The sequence below is a fragment of the Leisingera sp. F5 genome, assembly GCF_001593695.1.
Window position 1 is genome coordinate 250922 of the sequence record NZ_LUKH01000001.1, and the last position, 15549, is coordinate 266470.

At 61.4% G+C, this 15549-nt stretch carries 16 protein-coding genes; 10 read left to right on the forward strand and 6 right to left on the reverse strand.

Going from position 1 to position 15549, the window contains the following annotated elements; translation table 11 throughout:
- Positions 1-4: 4 nt before the first annotated feature.
- Positions 5-355 carry a DUF6614 family protein gene (locus tag A2I95_RS01160; RefSeq protein ID WP_259992323.1) on the forward strand — a complete coding sequence of 117 codons (351 nt, stop codon included), beginning with the start codon at positions 5-7 and terminating at the stop codon, positions 353-355.
- A 195-nt stretch (positions 356-550) separates the two neighbouring features.
- On the opposite strand, the gene A2I95_RS01165 is transcribed toward A2I95_RS01160, so the two are convergent.
- The 3 genes from A2I95_RS01165 to A2I95_RS01175 are packed head-to-tail and all read right to left on the reverse strand — an operon-like array spanning position 551 to position 3983.
- On the reverse strand, positions 551-2020 hold the full coding sequence (locus A2I95_RS01165; RefSeq protein ID WP_291726892.1) for a carboxypeptidase M32: 1470 nt from the start codon (positions 2018-2020) through the stop codon (positions 551-553).
- 4 nt (positions 2021-2024) lie between these two features.
- Positions 2025-3170: a heme A synthase gene (gene ctaA, locus A2I95_RS01170; protein ID WP_291726896.1), complete on the reverse strand. Its 1146-nt coding sequence runs from the start codon at positions 3168-3170 to the stop codon at positions 2025-2027.
- A 60-nt stretch (positions 3171-3230) separates the two neighbouring features.
- Positions 3231-3983 carry an RNA methyltransferase gene (locus A2I95_RS01175; RefSeq protein ID WP_291726898.1) on the reverse strand — a complete coding sequence of 251 codons (753 nt, stop codon included), beginning with the start codon at positions 3981-3983 and terminating at the stop codon, positions 3231-3233.
- 166 nt (positions 3984-4149) lie between these two features.
- On the opposite strand from A2I95_RS01175, the gene A2I95_RS01180 reads away from it, so the two are divergent.
- Positions 4150-4782 carry a thiamine phosphate synthase gene (locus A2I95_RS01180; protein WP_291726900.1) on the forward strand — a complete coding sequence of 211 codons (633 nt, stop codon included), beginning with the start codon at positions 4150-4152 and terminating at the stop codon, positions 4780-4782.
- 15 nt (positions 4783-4797) lie between these two features.
- Here A2I95_RS01180 and A2I95_RS01185 read toward each other — a convergent pair whose 3' ends face one another.
- Complete coding sequence (locus A2I95_RS01185) at positions 4798-5949, reverse strand: HupE/UreJ family protein (RefSeq protein WP_291726903.1); 1152 nt, start codon at positions 5947-5949, stop codon at positions 4798-4800.
- Between A2I95_RS01185 and A2I95_RS01190 the strand changes: the two genes are divergently transcribed.
- From A2I95_RS01190 to A2I95_RS01205, 4 genes are all read left to right on the forward strand, one after another.
- Complete coding sequence (locus tag A2I95_RS01190; RefSeq protein ID WP_291726906.1) at positions 5948-6757, forward strand: DUF4198 domain-containing protein; 810 nt, start codon at positions 5948-5950, stop codon at positions 6755-6757. The genes A2I95_RS01185 and A2I95_RS01190 overlap by 2 nt on opposite strands.
- A gap of 41 nt (positions 6758-6798) precedes the next feature.
- Positions 6799-7707: a PfkB family carbohydrate kinase gene (locus A2I95_RS01195; protein ID WP_291726908.1), complete on the forward strand. Its 909-nt coding sequence runs from the start codon at positions 6799-6801 to the stop codon at positions 7705-7707.
- Positions 7704-8618 (forward strand): pseudouridine-5'-phosphate glycosidase, encoded by a 915-nt coding sequence (locus tag A2I95_RS01200; RefSeq protein WP_291726910.1) that lies wholly within the window; start codon positions 7704-7706, stop codon positions 8616-8618. The genes A2I95_RS01195 and A2I95_RS01200 overlap by 4 nt, the downstream gene beginning before the upstream one ends.
- Before the next feature lie 80 nt (positions 8619-8698).
- Complete coding sequence (locus A2I95_RS01205; RefSeq protein ID WP_291726913.1) at positions 8699-9409, forward strand: DUF502 domain-containing protein; 711 nt, start codon at positions 8699-8701, stop codon at positions 9407-9409.
- Position 9410: 1 nt separating this feature from the next.
- On the opposite strand, the gene A2I95_RS01210 is transcribed toward A2I95_RS01205, so the two are convergent.
- Both A2I95_RS01210 and A2I95_RS01215 read right to left on the reverse strand, forming a co-directional pair.
- A complete protein-coding gene (locus A2I95_RS01210) occupies positions 9411-10439 on the reverse strand; it encodes a patatin-like phospholipase family protein (RefSeq protein ID WP_291726915.1) in 1029 nt (342 codons plus the stop codon).
- 102 nt (positions 10440-10541) lie between these two features.
- Positions 10542-11315 carry a 3-hydroxybutyrate dehydrogenase gene (locus A2I95_RS01215; protein ID WP_291726917.1) on the reverse strand — a complete coding sequence of 258 codons (774 nt, stop codon included), beginning with the start codon at positions 11313-11315 and terminating at the stop codon, positions 10542-10544.
- A 426-nt stretch (positions 11316-11741) separates the two neighbouring features.
- Here A2I95_RS01215 and A2I95_RS01220 point away from each other — a divergent pair, with 426 nt between their 5' ends.
- The 4 genes from A2I95_RS01220 (at position 11742) to A2I95_RS01235 (ending at position 15516) form a co-directional block, all read left to right on the forward strand.
- A complete protein-coding gene (locus tag A2I95_RS01220) occupies positions 11742-13457 on the forward strand; it encodes an extracellular solute-binding protein (protein WP_291726920.1) in 1716 nt (571 codons plus the stop codon).
- A gap of 70 nt (positions 13458-13527) precedes the next feature.
- Positions 13528-14364 carry a helix-turn-helix domain-containing protein gene (locus A2I95_RS01225; RefSeq protein ID WP_291726923.1) on the forward strand — a complete coding sequence of 279 codons (837 nt, stop codon included), beginning with the start codon at positions 13528-13530 and terminating at the stop codon, positions 14362-14364.
- A gap of 22 nt (positions 14365-14386) precedes the next feature.
- Positions 14387-14863 carry an arsenate reductase ArsC gene (locus A2I95_RS01230; protein ID WP_291726925.1) on the forward strand — a complete coding sequence of 159 codons (477 nt, stop codon included), beginning with the start codon at positions 14387-14389 and terminating at the stop codon, positions 14861-14863.
- A complete protein-coding gene (locus A2I95_RS01235; RefSeq protein WP_291726926.1) occupies positions 14860-15516 on the forward strand; it encodes an MIP/aquaporin family protein in 657 nt (218 codons plus the stop codon). Before A2I95_RS01230 ends, A2I95_RS01235 begins: the two co-directional genes overlap by 4 nt.
- The last annotated feature ends 33 nt before the right edge of the window (positions 15517-15549 follow it).

The following is a 15549-nucleotide window of genomic DNA, read 5'->3' on the forward strand; positions in this document are numbered from 1 at the left end:
CCCCATGAACCTCTATCAATGCTCCATCGATCTGCATCACGAAGCCAAAGCGCTGAGCTTTGCCAGCGCAGTTGACCAATGGATGAGCTATCTGCAGGAGCGCGGCGTGATCCTGGGCTGGCGCCTGCTGCGGCGCAAGCTGAACCTCGCCAGCGACAAGTGCCGCGATTTTCTTCTGGAAATCGAATTCAAGGACATGACCCAGCTGGATCAGGCCTTCCGTGTTCTGGGCGAGCACGACGAGGAGGTCGAGAAACTCTACTCACATGTAACGGCCCTGATCGCCACGTCGGAGACCGGCCTTTACCGTCCCTTCCCGGATCCTGAACGGGCAGAACGGATGGCCCTGATCTGAGCGTTTACGCCTCAGATCAGGGTTGGCGCCAAAACAAAGCTGGCAAAAATCAGATAAGCTACGGCTGTATGCATCGGTTTACTCTCTTACTCACATCCCCAAGAGAGTCTGAGAATATCCTTAAAATACGGCATTTCCGGGGCAGCAGATTTTCCGCTGCCCATTGAAGGGTTCGGGCTTGGAACAGCCCGGTATTCAGAGATCGTAGATCGTGCTGAACTTCTCTTCCAGATAGGCCAGCAGCGGCTGATGCCCCGGCTCCATTCCCGCCGCATGAATGATCGTATCCTGCGGGCTGCGCAATCCGCCATGCTGCTGCAGGTTCTCCTTCAGCCAGGTTGTTGCCCCCCCGGTTTCACCCTCAGCAAGTTGTGCATCCAGCCCCGGCACATCCCTGCGCAGCGCCTGATACAGGCAGCCGGCATAGACATTGCCCAAGCTATAAGTTGGAAAGTAGCCGAACAGACCCACCGACCAATGCACATCCTGCAAACAGCCGTTTGAGGGCTTGTCGACGGCATAGCCGAAATCAGCCTCAAACCGGTCATTCCAGGCTGCTTCCAGATCCTTCACCGCCAGATCGCCGCTCATCAATGCGCGTTCCAAGCCAAAGCGCAGCATGATGTGCAGGTTATACTGCAACTCATCCGCCTCGGTACGGATGTAGCCTTTGTGCACGGCATTCACGGTTGCATAAAATTCATCAGGATCCGAAATTCCGAAACCGCCAAAGGCCTGTGTCATCTCCTCAAACAGCCAGCCGGTGAAGGCGCGGCTGCGGCCGATCTGGTTTTCATAGATCCGGCTCTGGCTTTCGTGCACGCCCATCGACACGCCGCTGCCCAGCGGGGTCAGCAGGTAATCGTGGCTGATGTTCTGCTCATAAGCACCGTGGCCGACCTCATGAATGGTCGAATAAAAGCAGTTGAAGGGGTCGGTCTCGCTCGTGCGCGTAGTGATTCGCACATCCAGCCCGGAGCCGGAGCTGAAGGGATGCACCGCCTTGTCCACCCGGCCATGCGCCATGTCATAACCGAATACCTTGGCAATCTTACGCGTCAGTTTCATCTGCGCGGCTTCGTCAAAAGTGCCTTGCAGTGCTTTTGGTGCGGGTTTTTCCAGCACTTTGGCGCGCAGTTCCACCAGTCCCGGGCGCATGGCATCAAAGATTTCAGCGATCCCCGCCCCGGTCATGCCCTGTTCATAATCCTCGACCATGGCATCGTAAACGTCACCACCCGCCGCCAGCGCCAGACCTTCCTCGCGCTTCAGAGCAACGACTTCCTCCAGCACCGGGATAAAGGCAGCGACATCCTCATCCGCGCGCGCGGCGGCCCATTTGCCCTGCGCCTCTGAGGTTACTTGCGCGATCTTCTTGGCCAGATCAGCGGGCACTTTGACCGTGCGCTCATAACTGCGGCGGATTTCACGCAGCTGGGCTTCGCCCGCTTCATTCGGTGCAACCGCCTGCTCCAGCCACTCCGCCACCCGGGGGTCGCTGCGGCGGGCGTGCAGCACAGCCTCGATCGCGGCCATCTCCTCGCCCCGCTGAGGCGCTGCCCCGCGCGGCATCATGGTTTCCTGATCCCAGCCCAGCCGGCCTGCAATCTGCCCTAGCGCCTGGGTGTCGCGCTGGAAGGCCATCAGTTCGTCAAATGCGCTCATAGGGTCAATGATCCTTGATCGAGGTTGCAATGGGATAGGCGGACAGGAAACGGGCGCGCAAGATCAGCACCCAAAGGCCGATTGCAATCAGCTGATGGGCGATCGCGGCGTGCAGCGGTGCGGCATAGACCACAGTAATGATGCCCAAGAGAACCTGCACGGACAGCGCCGCAAAAACCGCGTTAAAGGCAAAGCGGGTGCGGCCATGGGCAGACCCGCGCCCGCGCAGCCAGGCCACGACGCCAAAGGCGAACAGCAGATAGCCTGCCACCCGGTGGATGAACTGCACCAGGCCCGGGTTTTCAAAGAAGTTCTTCCAGACCGGTTCAATCATGAAGGGCTGCGGCGGGATCACCTGCCCGCCCATCAGCGGCCAGTCGGTATAGGAGCGGCCCGCGTCGATGCCCGCGACCAACGCGCCCAGCAGGATCTGCAGAAAGGCGAAATGCATGAGGCCGGTCGAAAGGCTGAACAGTTTTGCCTCCTTGGCGCGGCGTGCCTGCATCAGCTCGCGCTCCTCGCGGCCCAGCATCAGCACGTACCAGGCAATGAAGCCGAGGATCACAAACGCAAGCCCCAGATGCACAGCGAGGCGGTAGGAGGCAACGGCGGTCATGCCTTCGCCCTGTGTCACACCAGAGGCGACCATCCACCAGCCGATAGCACCCTGCACGCCGCCTAGAACACCAGGCAGCGCCAAACGACCTGCCCAGCCGGCCGGGATCTTGCGCGCAATCAGGAAGCCAAGGAAGCCAAGCGCCCAGACCAGACCAATGAAGCGGCCCAGTTGCCGGTGGCCCCATTCCCACCAGTAAATCGATTTAAAATCAGCCAGTTCCATCCATTGATTCTGGATGCGCCACTGGTCGATTTCCTTGTATTTATTGAACTCAGCCTGCCACTCACCCTCGGACATCGGCGGGATCGCCCCGGTCACGGGGCGCCATTCGGTGATCGACAACCCGCTGTCGGTGAGACGGGTCAGCCCGCCCACAACGATCATCGCCACCACCAAGGCAAACAGCACCATCAGCCAGGCGCGGATCGCCTTGCGGGCACCGCCGCGGCCGCGGTCGATCAGTCCCGGCTGCACCGCGGGCGCATCCGTCTTCTCGCCCTCAACCTCTTCGAAAATGCTGCGCTTGCTCATGCTTGCCTCTTTGTCTCTGCTGCCAAGCTAGGGGCCGGTTATTCAAAGGTCCAGAGCGGCTTACTCGCCGCCGCGCTCTTTCCAGCGGACCATCTGGCGCATGATGCCGTGCAGCATCTGCACGTCGGAACGGGTCATCCGCATCCGGCTCCACAGATTGCGCAGGTTGGTTTTCATGCTGTCGGCCTTTTCCGGCGGGAAGAAGAAACCGGCTTCGTCCAGCCGTTCCTCGTAGTGCTCCACCAGCTTCTCGACTTCAACGCCGCTTGCCCAGTCGCCCTTGCGGCCCAGATCGGTGGTTTCATGCAGCACCTCGCCCGATTGGCGCATCCATTCATAGCCGGTCAGCAGCACGCATTGGCCCAGGTTCAAGGAAGCGTAAAGCGGGTTCACCGGCACAGAAATGATGGCGTTGGCCTTGGCGATGTCCTCGTTCTCCAGGCCCGCACGCTCGGGGCCGAACATCACCGCGACCTTCTCCCCCGCCGCGATCTTATCAGCCGCGATCTGCATGGCGCGCTCGGGGCTGTAGACCGGCTTGGTCAGGCCGCGCTGGCGGGCGGTGGTCGCAAACACATAGGTGCAATCGCCCAGCGCCTCTGGCACGTCCGCACACAGCTGCGCCTCATCCAGCAGGCGGCCGGCACCCGACGACATCGCCACTGCCTTGGGGTTCGGCCAGCCGTCGCGCGGCGCCACGATGCGCATCCGGTCCAAGCCGAAGTTCCACATCGCCCGCGCGGCGGCGCCGATATTCTCGCCCATCTGCGGGCGGACAAGGACAAAGGCGGGCTGAGGCGTATCGGTGGGCATCGTGTTCTCCGGCAAAATCGGCACTGCTGTACTGCCCGCACGGCTGCGGGGCAAGGTCCAGCGCGGGTTCGGGCTGCAAATACCGGGGCTTCACCGCCGCAAATCCTTGCGTCCTGCCGGAAATCGGCTAAACACCGTCCAATCGCCTGAACAATGGAGCACCGCCATGGGAAGCCCTGCTGACGCACCCGAGCAGCCGCAGATCTACCTGATCTCCCCGCCGAGTTTCGAGCTGGGCAAATTCCCCGCTCAGCTGGCGCGGGTGCTGGACGCGGTCGACGTGGCCTGCGTGCGCCTGGATCTGGCCAGCCGCGATGAGGACACACTGAGCCGTGCGGGTGATGCGCTGCGTGAGGTCACCATGGAGCGCGACGTGGCGCTGGTGATTTCCGACCACCAGATCCTGGCGGAACGGTTGGGACTGGACGGCGTGCATCTGACAGACGCCTCCAAATCGGTCCGCACTGCGCGCAAGGCGCTGGGGCCGGATGCGATTGTGGGCTGTTTCTGCGGCGCGTCGCAGCATGACGGTATGGTGGCAGGTGAAGCGGGCGTGGACTACGTGAGCTTTGGCCCCGTGGGCACCTCCGGTCTGGGCGATGGCGCAAAGGCCGAGGCCGATCTTTTTCAGTGGTGGTCGCAAATGATCGAGGTGCCGGTGGTGGCCGAAGGCGGCCTGACCGAGGATCTGGTGCGCGGCATCGCGCCTTACACGGACTTCTTTGGCATTGGCGATGAAATCTGGCACGCTGAGGATCCGCTTGCCCAGACTAAAACTCTGATGCGAGCGATGGGCTGACCCATCAGCGGCAGGTTACAGAAACACCCGCTCCACAAACCAATACCCCCCTATCAGTGCGATTGTGACCGAAGCCGGGATTGCCACCCGGCCGCGGTATTTCGGATGCCGCCCGAACCACAGGCGCACGCCTGTGTAAGCCGCGGCGATCACCGCAAGCTGCCCCAGTTCCACGCCGACATTAAAACCGATCAGGGCCGGCAGGAACTGGCTGGACGGCAGGCCGAACGCGCCCAAAACACTGGCAAAGCCCAGCCCGTGCAGCAGCCCGAAGCCGAAGATCACGAAGGTCCGCCAGCTGTGCAGCTTGCGGGCAAAGATGTTTTCCACCGCGACGAACACAATCGACAGCGCAATCAGCGGCTCGACAATGGCCGGGTTCACATTGACCATGCCCAGCGCGCCCAGCGCCAGGGTTATGGTGTGGGCGACGGTGAACACGCTCACCTGTAGAAGCAGCGGCTTCACCCGCGGGCTGAGGAAGAACAGCCCCAGCACAAACAGGATATGGTCCAGCCCCTTGGGCAGAATATGGGTAAAACCGACGGGGATGTACTCCATGAAGGCTTCAACCGGCGTCTTGGCCGCACCGCCCTGGAGCGGGATCGGGGGTGAGGTCTCTCCGCCCTGCAGATAGCCGGTATAGGGCTCCTCCACCCCGTTCTGCCGCAGCACCACCCCGCCAGACCCCTTGGGCCAGGCAATCCGCAGGCTATCTGCGCCCGCAGGGATCCCACCGGTCAGTTCAAGAGAGGACGCCCGCGGCAGGCTTGCGTCGCCAACGTCTGGAATGGAAATGCCGGAAACGCGCAGCTCTACCGGGCCGCCTGCCTGCAGAGAAAAGGTCTCCAGCCACTCCTCGGCAAAGAGCTGAACCATCGGCGTCAGCTCCTGAGCCTCCAGGGCGCGCAGCTCGTCATAATCGGCGGCCCGGGCGGTTTCATTTGTGTCGGACAGCCCGTCCAAATTGATCCCGGCGACGAAGGCCTCAACGTTCAGCCGCAGTCCCAGCGTAATCTGCCCGTCTTCCACCGTGAAATCGGCAATCACCGGGGTGACCTCGTGCGCGCGGGCCGGGGCAGCCCCTATTGCAACCGCACAGAACAGCAGCGCAAATAGAAACCGCAGCCAAGTCACACTGCGCCCGACAGCCAAGGACATTTTCATGCAATACCGCCTGTTCTGCTCAATTTTCTGTGCCGGGCTGAATTTGGGAGCTGCCCCGCTGTTATCCCACGAGTTTTGGATTGAGCCGGAAAAATATCAAGTGAATTCGGGGGACCCCGTGGTGGCAAGGCTGCGCAACGGGCAGGAATTCAACGGCGCCGAGCAGCCCTATCTGGATCACCGGATCGCCAGGTTCGAGGTCATACGGAACGGATCAGCTGCCCCTTATAAGGGGCGGATGGGCGATATGCCCGCATTCAGCGCCGATGAAACTGACGACGGTCTGGCCGTGATCATCCACCAGACGCAGCCGCAAACGCTGACATATGACACCTGGGAAGGTTTTCAGGCCTTCATTGACCACAAGGGTTTTGCCGGCATCCCCGGTCAGCATACCGCACGCGGTCTCCCCGGCGCTGGCTTTTCCGAGCAATACACCCGCTATGCTAAGGCTTTGGTGTCCATCGGCAGCGGTGCCGGGTCCGATCGGGCCACAGGGCTGGAGACCGAGATCGTTGCCCTCGTCAATCCCTATACTGATGACCTGGAAACAGGCCTTCCGGTTCAGGTGCTGTACCAGGGAAGCCCGCGCCCGCAGGCGCAGGTCGAAGTCTTTGCAAAAGCTCCGGACGGCAGTGTCACCATAAGTACCCAACTGACAGACGTGAGGGGAGAGACCATCGTTTCACTGGCTCCCGGGCATAGCTACCTGCTGGACGCCGTGGTCCTGCGCCCTGCCCCGAAAGGCAAAGATTATGTGTGGGAAAGCCATTGGGCCGCCTTGACCTTTGCGGTGCCTGAAAAGTGAAGCCGCTTGCAGAGGCCAGTCAAAGGCGGCAATAGGTCATTATGACACAAGCCTCTCATTCCCGGACACCCGCTATCCTGTGCATCGGATCGGTCCTGTGGGACATCATCGGCCGTTGCAGAACGGAAATGCAGCGCGGCTCGGACATGCCGGGGCGCATCACCCGGCTGCCCGGCGGCGTGGCCATGAACATCGCCATGACCCTCTCGCGTTTCGGGATGCAGCCCGCATTGCTGACAGCCGTGGGCCGCGACCCCGAGGGCGACGAGCTGATCCACGCCTGCGGCCATTTCGGCCTGATCACGGACTTCATTTACCGCTCAGAGGATCTGCCCACCGACCGCTACATGGCGGTGGAGGGCGCCAACGGGCTGATTGCCGCCATTGCCGACGCCCATTCGCTGGAGGCCGCGGGAGACAAGATCCTGCGCCCGCTGTCCGACGGTTCGCTGGGTTCCGAGGACGCCCCATACACGGGTCAGGTCGCGCTGGACGGAAACCTGACGCTGTCGTTGCTGGATGACATCGTGGCCAGCCCCGCCTTTGCCAAGGCAGACTTGCGGGTGGCCCCGGCCTCCCCCGGCAAAGCAGAACGCCTGCGCCCCTTCCTCAGCCGTACCCGCGGCACGCTTTATGTGAACCTCGAAGAGGCCGGCATCCTGTGCCAGGCCGAGTTCACAGACAGCGAGGCCGCCGCCAAGGCCATGCTGGACCGCGGCGCCGCGCGGGTGCTGGTCACCGATGGCGGCTCCTCTGCCACCGTGGCCGATGCCCAAGGCGTCATCACCCTTGTTCCGCCCCGTGTGACCGTCGCCCGGGTGACCGGCGCAGGCGATACCTTCATGGCCGCCCATATCGTTGCCGAAGCACGAGGCGAAGACCGCAAGACCGCTTTGGCCTCCGCCCTCAAGGCCGCGGCCACTTATGTTTCAGGAGAACCCCCGCTGTGATCGAAATCCGCTATTCATCCGAGGTCCAAGCCGCCAAGGCAGACGGCCGCGCCATTGTTGCGCTGGAAAGCACCATCATTACCCACGGCATGCCCTACCCGCAGAATGTCGAGGTCGCCGCCCAGGTGGAGCAGGACATCCGCGATGCCGGTGCTGTGCCGGCCACCATGGCAGTCATGAAGGGCGTGCTGCATGTGGGGCTGGAGCCAGACCAGTTGCAATCGCTGGGTCAGGCGCAGGGCGTCGCCAAGATCTCCCGAGCCGACATGCCCGCCTGTATTGCAACCGGCGGAACCGGCGCCACCACGGTTGCGGCCACTATGATCGCCGCGCGTCTGGCCGGGATCGACGTCTTTGCCACCGGCGGCATCGGCGGCGTGCATAAAGGTGCGGAAACCACATTCGACATCTCCGCCGACCTGATGGAACTGGCGCAAACCCCGGTCACCGTGGTGGCGGCAGGCGCCAAGGCCATTCTCGACGTGCCCAAGACGCTGGAAGTGCTGGAAACCCAGGGCGTGCCGGTCATTGCCTATGGCCAGGACAGCTTCCCGGCCTTCTGGTCTGCCCAGTCCGACCTGAAGGCACCCCTGCGTATGGACGAGCCCGCCGAGATCGCCCGCGCCCACGCCACCCGGCAGGCAATGTGCCTGCCCGGCGGCCAGCTGATCGCCAACCCGATCCCTTCGGATGCGGAAATCGCGGCGGAAGAACTGGCCCCGGTGATCGCGCAAGCCCAGTCCGAGGCGGATGAACAAGGCATCTCGGGCAAGGATGTGACCCCCTTCCTGCTGCGCCGCATCTTTGAGCTGACCGAGGGCCATTCGCTCACCGCCAATATCGCCCTAGTGCGCAACAACGCCCGTCTGGCGGCAAAGATCGCACAGGAACTGAACAAACTGGCACAATGACTTGATTTTCCGGGCGGATGCCATTGCTCCGCCCGCAATCAGTGCCTAGGTTCCACTCGAAATTTCTGTAAAGAAGCACCATGACCACGCCCTTCGACGAAGAACCTCACCGCCGCCGCGGACTGTTTGCCAGCCTGCGCGCTTCCTTCTTTACCGGGATCGTCGTCATTGCGCCGGTAAGCCTGACTATCTGGCTGTTGTGGTCGGTGATGGGCTGGATCGACAGCGTGGTGCTGCCGCTGGTGCCGCACACAGTCCGTCCGGAACAGTATATCGGCATCAACCTGCGCGGTGTCGGGCTGATCATCTTCCTGTTGTTCACAATCGTTGTCGGCTGGATTGCCAAGGGTATCCTTGGCCGGTCGCTGATCGGTTTTGCAGAAAGCCTGGTAGACCGCATGCCGGTGGTCCGCACTGTTTATTCGGGCATCAAGCAGATTTCCGAAACCGTCTTTGCCCAGTCGGAACGCAGTTTTGAAAAGGCCTGCCTGGTGCAATACCCGCGCAAGGGCATCTGGGCGATCGGCTTCATTTCAACCAACGCCAAGGGCGAGATTGCCAAACGGGCAGAAACCAGCGGCAGCCTGGTCAGTGTGTTTCTTCCGACCACACCAAACCCGACATCCGGCTTTCTTCTGTTCGTCCCCGAAGAAGATGTGATCGAACTGGACATGTCGGTGGAAGATTCTGCCAAGCTGGTGATCTCGGCAGGTCTCGTCTATCCGAACCCCAAGGATCCTTCAAAACCGCTGGAAAACGGCAAGAAGCCAGCGCTGAAAGAAAGCGCCTGACCTAGCTGAACATCGCCGGCAGGTCCGTGGAAGAGCGCACGCCAAGGTTCGCCCCGTCCTGCACCAGGAAGGTCTCCGCCGCATCGCGCCCTGCCTGTTTCAGCCGCGCCAGGATCTGCGGCACAGGAAACAGTTTGGTGGTGACAGAAAGCTGCGTCATCAGATCATCATCGGCAATCATGTGAACCCTAACCTGCTTCATCCGCCCGGGCTCAAGCGTGCCATCCTCCAGCAGCCGCTGCACAAAATTGATAGCACGCAGCTCCCGCAGCAGTGACGAGTTAAAACTGATCTCATTCACCCGGTTGCGGATCTGCTGCGGCGTCTTCGGAATTTCCCCGCGCTCCAGCGGATTGATGTTCACAATCACCACATCCCCCGGCAACTCCGCACGGAACAACGGAAACAGCGCCGGATTGCCGGTAAACCCGCCATCCCAATAGGCCTCCATCCGGCCGGTCTCCGGATCCTCAATTTCCACAGCTTGAAACATATCCGGCAGGCAGGCCGAGGCGAGAATGGCATCGGAGCTGATCCCGGCGCCCTCAAAGATCCGGATCTTGCCTGTGCGCACACAGGTTGCGCAGACAAACAGATCCGGCCCGGCCCCGGCGCAGACCTCATCAAAGCAGAATTGATCGACGACATCCTGCAGCGGGTTCTTGTAAAACGGTCCGTAGTGATAGGGGGAAATCATCTGGCTCATGGTTTCCAGCGGCGAGAACGGCATCGCAGCCTCCACCGCGCCGGTCCAGGCCACCGCATCAAACCGGGTCAGCCAATGGGCAAAGCGCATGTCGCCCACGGCCCCCATCTGCGCCCACAAATTGTCCAGCGCTGCCTTGGCACCCGCGCGCCCGCCCTGAACCAAGCCGGACTTGAAAGCTGCACCATTCAAAGCACCAGCCGAGGTGCCGGTGATCCCGGCTACCTCAACACCTTCATCCTCCAGCAGCCGGTCCAGCACACCCCAGGTAAACGCGCCATGCGCGCCGCCGCCCTGCAGGGCCAGATTAATGCGTTTCACCAAAATACACCTGCCCGTTTCACCTTTGTGAAAATACTCCGGGGGTGAATTGCCCCGGACGGGGCAAGAGGGGGCCGGCCCCCTCCCGCCGCTTCCACGCAGCGCCTAGAGCGCCGTCCAGCCGCCGTCGACACTCAGCGTGGTACCGGTGATCTGCGCCGCTGCGTCCGAACACAGGAACACCGTGGTGCCGCCCAGCTGTTCCACAGTGGCAAATTCGCGGCTTGGCTGGCGCTCCAGCATCACTTTTTTGATCACCTCTTCCCGGCCCATGTTGTATTTCTCCATGGTGTCCGGGATCTGCGCCTCGACCAGCGGTGTCAGCACATAGCCCGGGCAGATCGCATTGCAGGTGATGGGATCTTCCGCGGTTTCCAGCGCCACCGTTTTGGTCATGCCCACCACCCCGTGTTTGGCCGCCACATAGGCCGCCTTGAACGGCGAGGCCGTCAGCCCGTGCGCCGAGGCGATATTGACGATCCGCCCCCAGCCAGACGCGCGCATTCCAGGCAAGGCCGCCGCCATGGTGTGGAAGTTCGAGGTCATGTTGATCGCGATGATCGCGTCCCATTTGTCCTGCGGGAAGGCATCGATCGGCGCGACATGCTGAATGCCTGCATTGTTGACCAGAATATCGCAGGCGCCGGCCTGCTCAATCAGCGACCGGCATTCCGACCCTTTGGACATATCGGCCTGAATGTACTGAGCGTTGACGCTGAATTCACGGGCGAGCTCTGCTGCCAGCGCGTGATCCTCGTCCCGGTCGGTGAACGAATTCAGCACCACATCGGCCCCTGCCCGCGCCAGTTCGCGTGCAACCCCCAGGCCAATGCCCGAATTCGATCCGGTGATAACGGCGGTCTTGCCTTGCAATGTCATCGGCAGCTTTCCCTCGGCTGAATAAAACTGCCGCCACTGTGCCATGCTGCAGATGCAAAAGAAACGCGTAAACCTACGGATCGCCCCTTGCAACGCAGGGGCATATCCCCTCAGAGACAGCACGGAAGTGTCCAAAAAAAAACGCCCGCACAAGGCGGGCGTTAGTTATTGAGGCAGGTTTCATACAGGCAAGAAACCTATCGAGCAGTGATCTCTTTATAAGCAATTTCCGGCTTTCGTCCAAGCTAAAAGTTTGAAAAGACGAAAAAGCGCACGTAGCGTGCAGAGGCAAGAAAATAAGGGCAGAGCGGGATTGTTGTGAAACTGCGAAAAGAAAATTTCCTGAATCTCCGTGCAGCACTGGCCGGAATCACCTTGGCTTTTGCTGCGAATTTTGCGCAGGCAGAATCGGGTCATGGCATAGCTATGTATGGCGCGCCCGCCCTGCCACCGGATTTTGTGTCTTTACCCTATGCCAACCCGAATGCCCCCAAAGGCGGCAAGGTGGTTTTCGGCAATACCGGCGGCTTTGACTCGCTGAACCCGTTCACCCTTAAGGGGACCGTGCCGTGGCAGCTGAGGTTCTGGGGATACGAGAGCCTGATGGGCCGCTCCTGGGATGAGCCGTTCACGCTTTACGGTCTTTTAGCCGAATCGATTGAGGTGCCCGAGGACCGCTCCTGGGTCGAATTCACCCTTCGGGAGGAGGCGCGATTCTCCGATGGCAGCCCGGTGACCGTCGAGGATGTGATCTGGTCCTATGAAACATTGGGCACCAAAGGGCACCCGCGCTACCGCGGTTTCTGGACCAAGGTGACGCGGATTGAACAGACCGGACCGCGCAGCCTGCGCCTGACGTTCAATACCGAAGACCGGGAGCTGGCGCTGATCGCCGGAATGCGCCCGATCCTTAAGAAAGCGCAGTGGCAAGACAAGGAGTTTGGCACCGATCGGCTGCCGGGCGCCCCGATTGGCACCGGCGCTTATGTGGTCAGAAAGGTCGAACCCGGAAGATTCGTGACCATGGCCAGAAACCCGGACTATTGGGGCAAGGATTTGCCCTTTCGCCGTGGCACTCTGAACTTTGACGAATTGCGTCTGGACTTCTTTGGCGATGCAACCGTGCTGTTTGAGGCTTTCAAGGCCGGTGAGCTGAGCGCGGTGCGCGAATTCAACGCCGACAAATGGGACAGCGTCTACAGTTTCCCGGCGGTGACCCGCGGCGATGTGGTCAAAAGCGAAATCCCGCATCAGCGCCCCTCGGGCATGACCGGGCTGGTGATGAACAGCCGCCGTGCGCCTTTGGATGACTGGCGGGTGCGCGAGGCACTGCTTTTGGCGTTCAATTTCGAATACATCAACGGCACGGTGACCGGCGGCGTTCAGCCCCGGATCACTTCCTATTTCTCCGGGTCCGGGCTTGGCATGTTGCCTGGTGCGGCAGCCGGCAAGGTCCGTACCCTGCTGGAACCTTTTGCAGATACGCTGCTGCCCGGCACTCTGGAGGGGTACACCCTGCCCCAGGGCGACGGCAGCAAGCGCAACCGCGGCAATCTGCGCAAGGCGATGAAACTGCTGGAGGACGCGGACTGGACCGTCGTTGATGGTGTTTTGCGCAACAGTGAAGGCATGCCGCTGGAACTGACTGTTCTGATCCGCCAGGGCGATGGCGAGATGAAGACAGTCGCTGAGATTTACGCCCGCGCACTGGAACGGCTGGGCATCACGCTGAGCGCGGAAACTGTCGATAACGCGCAGTATGCGGAACGCGAGAACGCCTATGATTTCGACCTTACCCGCTACCGCCGGGAGTTGTCGCTGAGCCCCGGAAACGAGCAGCGTTATTACTGGGGCAGCGACGGCGTCAGCCAGCCCGGCAGCCGCAACCTGATGGGCATGGACAGCCCCGCTGCCGAAGCGATGATTGACGCGATGCTGACGGCCAAGGACCCCGAGGATTTCACCGCTGCCGTGCGGGCTTTGGACCGGGTTTTGACCGCAGGCCGCTATGTCATTCCCTTCTGGAGGTTCGATGCGGGACGGATTGCCCACGTCAAGGAAATGCGGTTCCCGGAAAACCTGCCGATCTACGGCGACCGGACCGGGTTCATGCCGGATGTCTGGTGGTATCAACCCGACTGATGCGCTGACCTGCGGCAGTCGCAGGCCGGGGCAGTTGACTTGCGATTTTTAATTCTGTATTTCACGAATTATGGAATTAGAAATCACAGACAAACTCAGCGCCCTGGCACATCCGAACCGGCTGGCCCTGTTCCGCCTGCTGATGCGGCGGTATCCGGACGCTGTTCCGGCGGGTGAGATCGCCTCGGCGCTGGATTTCAAGCCCAACACCGCCTCAGCCTATCTGTCAGTTCTGAAACAGGCCGGGCTGATCAGCCAGCAGCGGACTGGCACCTCTCTTATGTACACCGCTGATCTGCCAGGCTTACGCGGCATGTTTGATGATCTGCTGTCCGGCTGCTGCCGGAACCGGCCCGATATCTGTATCCCTGTCACGAGTGAACAAAAGATCATGCCAACGACCGAGCGTCCGTTTAACGTCCTATTCATCTGCACCGGGAATTCCGCCCGGTCGCTGCTGGCAGAAGCCATCCTGAACCGATCCGGCGGCGGCAAATTCCGCGCCTACTCAGCAGGCACCAGCCCGTCTTCACCTGGCCCGCGCCCCGAAGTAATCTCTCTGCTGCAGGCCAAAGGCTATGACACCAGCGCCTTGCGCTCCAAGGATCTGGATGAATTCTCCGTGGCAGATGCGCCTGGCATGGATTTCATCTTCACCGTCTGCGACCACGCCGCCAACGAGGAATGCCCGGCCTGGCCCGGCCAGCCGATGAGCGCCCATTGGGGGCTGGCAGATCCGGTCAAGGCGACAGGCACTGATGCCGAGCGGCGCCTGGCCTTCCAGCAGGCCTATGGGCTGCTGCGCAATCGGATCAAAGCCTTTACAGCGCTGCCCTTTGGCACACTCGACCGCATGTCGCTTCAGCATCAGGTTGACGGCATCGGCCGCGTGAATTCTTCCGACTAACCCTATAGAACGGTCAAAACCCATGAACATTCTTGTCCTCTGCACGGGCAACTCCGCCCGCTCCATCCTGCTGGAGTCGATCTTCAACACCCTAGGCACTGGCCGCATCCGTGCGTTTTCTGCAGGCTCCAACCCCACCGGCAAGGTGCATCCGCAATCACTGGAGCTGCTGAAAGAACTCGGCCATGGCACCGCGGGCGCCCGCTCCAAAAGCTGGGATGAGTTTGCTGCTGAAGACGCACCGGAAATGGACATGGTGATCACCGTTTGCGCCTCAGCCGCAGGCGAAACATGCCCGATCTGGCCCGGTGCACCGGTTCGTGCGCATTGGGGCGTCGCAGATCCGGCTGCCGCGGACCAATCCGAATGGGACACCGCCTTTCGCGCGGCTTATGCCACGCTGGAAAAGCGCGCCAAGGCGCTGCTGGAATTGCCGTTCGACTCCATGAATGCGACCGAACTGACGCAGCAGCTCAAGCGGATTGGAGAGATCGTATGACCGGACAGAAACTTCTGGCCGAAGGGCTGGGCACCGCGATGCTGCTGATTGGCGTGGTCGGCTCCGGCATCATGGCCGAGACTTTGGCGGACGGAAACATCGCCCTGGCCCTGCTGGCCAATGCGATTGCCACCGGCTGCATGCTCTATGCGATCATCAATACCCTGGGTCCCATTTCCGGTGCCCATTTCAACCCGGCGGTGACCCTTGCCTTTGCCCTGCGCGGCGAACATGAATGGCGCGCGGTGGCGCCTTACATTCTGGTCCAGATCGGCGGCGGTATTCTGGGGGTCTGGGCATGCCATGCAATGTTCGATCTTGCGATTCTGCAAAGCTCTGGAACCATGCACCGTACCGGAACCGCGCAGTGGTTTTCCGAAATCCTGGCCACATTCGGCCTGCTGTTCGTGATTTTCGGCGGGCTGCGGTCGCGTCCCGACACGGTGCCCGCTCTGGTTGGCATCTACATCACAGGCGCCTATTGGTTCACCTCCTCGACTAGCTTTGCCAACCCGGCGGTGACCATCGCGCGCGGGTTCAGCGACACCTTCGCAGGCATCTATCCCGGCCACATTCCGATGTTCATCGTGATGCAGCTGATCGCGGTGGGTGCTGGCCACATTGTCCTGCGCAGGCTGTTTGCAAAAACCTGAACACCAGCAGAATCCCGCTTAACACGGCGGCCC

Excerpts from the sequence above, each read along its gene's own strand:
- A2I95_RS01160 (WP_259992323.1), top strand. The coding sequence starts at position 5 with ATGAACCTCTATCAATGCTCCATCGATCTGCATCACGAAGCCAAAGCG.
- A2I95_RS01225 (WP_291726923.1), top strand. The coding sequence starts at position 13,528 with ATGGAATTAGAAATCACAGACAAACTCAGCGCCCTGGCACATCCGAAC.
- A2I95_RS01175 (WP_291726898.1), bottom strand. The coding sequence starts at position 3,983 with ATGCCCACCGATACGCCTCAGCCCGCCTTTGTCCTTGTCCGCCCGCAG.
- ctaA (WP_291726896.1), bottom strand. The coding sequence starts at position 3,170 with ATGAGCAAGCGCAGCATTTTCGAAGAGGTTGAGGGCGAGAAGACGGAT.
- A2I95_RS01230 (WP_291726925.1), top strand. The coding sequence starts at position 14,387 with ATGAACATTCTTGTCCTCTGCACGGGCAACTCCGCCCGCTCCATCCTG.
- A2I95_RS01205 (WP_291726913.1), top strand. The coding sequence starts at position 8,699 with ATGACCACGCCCTTCGACGAAGAACCTCACCGCCGCCGCGGACTGTTT.
- A2I95_RS01185 (WP_291726903.1), bottom strand. The coding sequence starts at position 5,949 with ATGAAAATGTCCTTGGCTGTCGGGCGCAGTGTGACTTGGCTGCGGTTT.
- A2I95_RS01215 (WP_291726917.1), bottom strand. The coding sequence starts at position 11,315 with ATGACATTGCAAGGCAAGACCGCCGTTATCACCGGATCGAATTCGGGC.
- A2I95_RS01220 (WP_291726920.1), top strand. The coding sequence starts at position 11,742 with ATGTATGGCGCGCCCGCCCTGCCACCGGATTTTGTGTCTTTACCCTAT.
- A2I95_RS01195 (WP_291726908.1), top strand. The coding sequence starts at position 6,799 with ATGACACAAGCCTCTCATTCCCGGACACCCGCTATCCTGTGCATCGGA.
- A2I95_RS01190 (WP_291726906.1), top strand. The coding sequence starts at position 5,948 with ATGCAATACCGCCTGTTCTGCTCAATTTTCTGTGCCGGGCTGAATTTG.
- A2I95_RS01235 (WP_291726926.1), top strand. The coding sequence starts at position 14,860 with ATGACCGGACAGAAACTTCTGGCCGAAGGGCTGGGCACCGCGATGCTG.
- A2I95_RS01165 (WP_291726892.1), bottom strand. The coding sequence starts at position 2,020 with ATGAGCGCATTTGACGAACTGATGGCCTTCCAGCGCGACACCCAGGCG.
- A2I95_RS01180 (WP_291726900.1), top strand. The coding sequence starts at position 4,150 with ATGGGAAGCCCTGCTGACGCACCCGAGCAGCCGCAGATCTACCTGATC.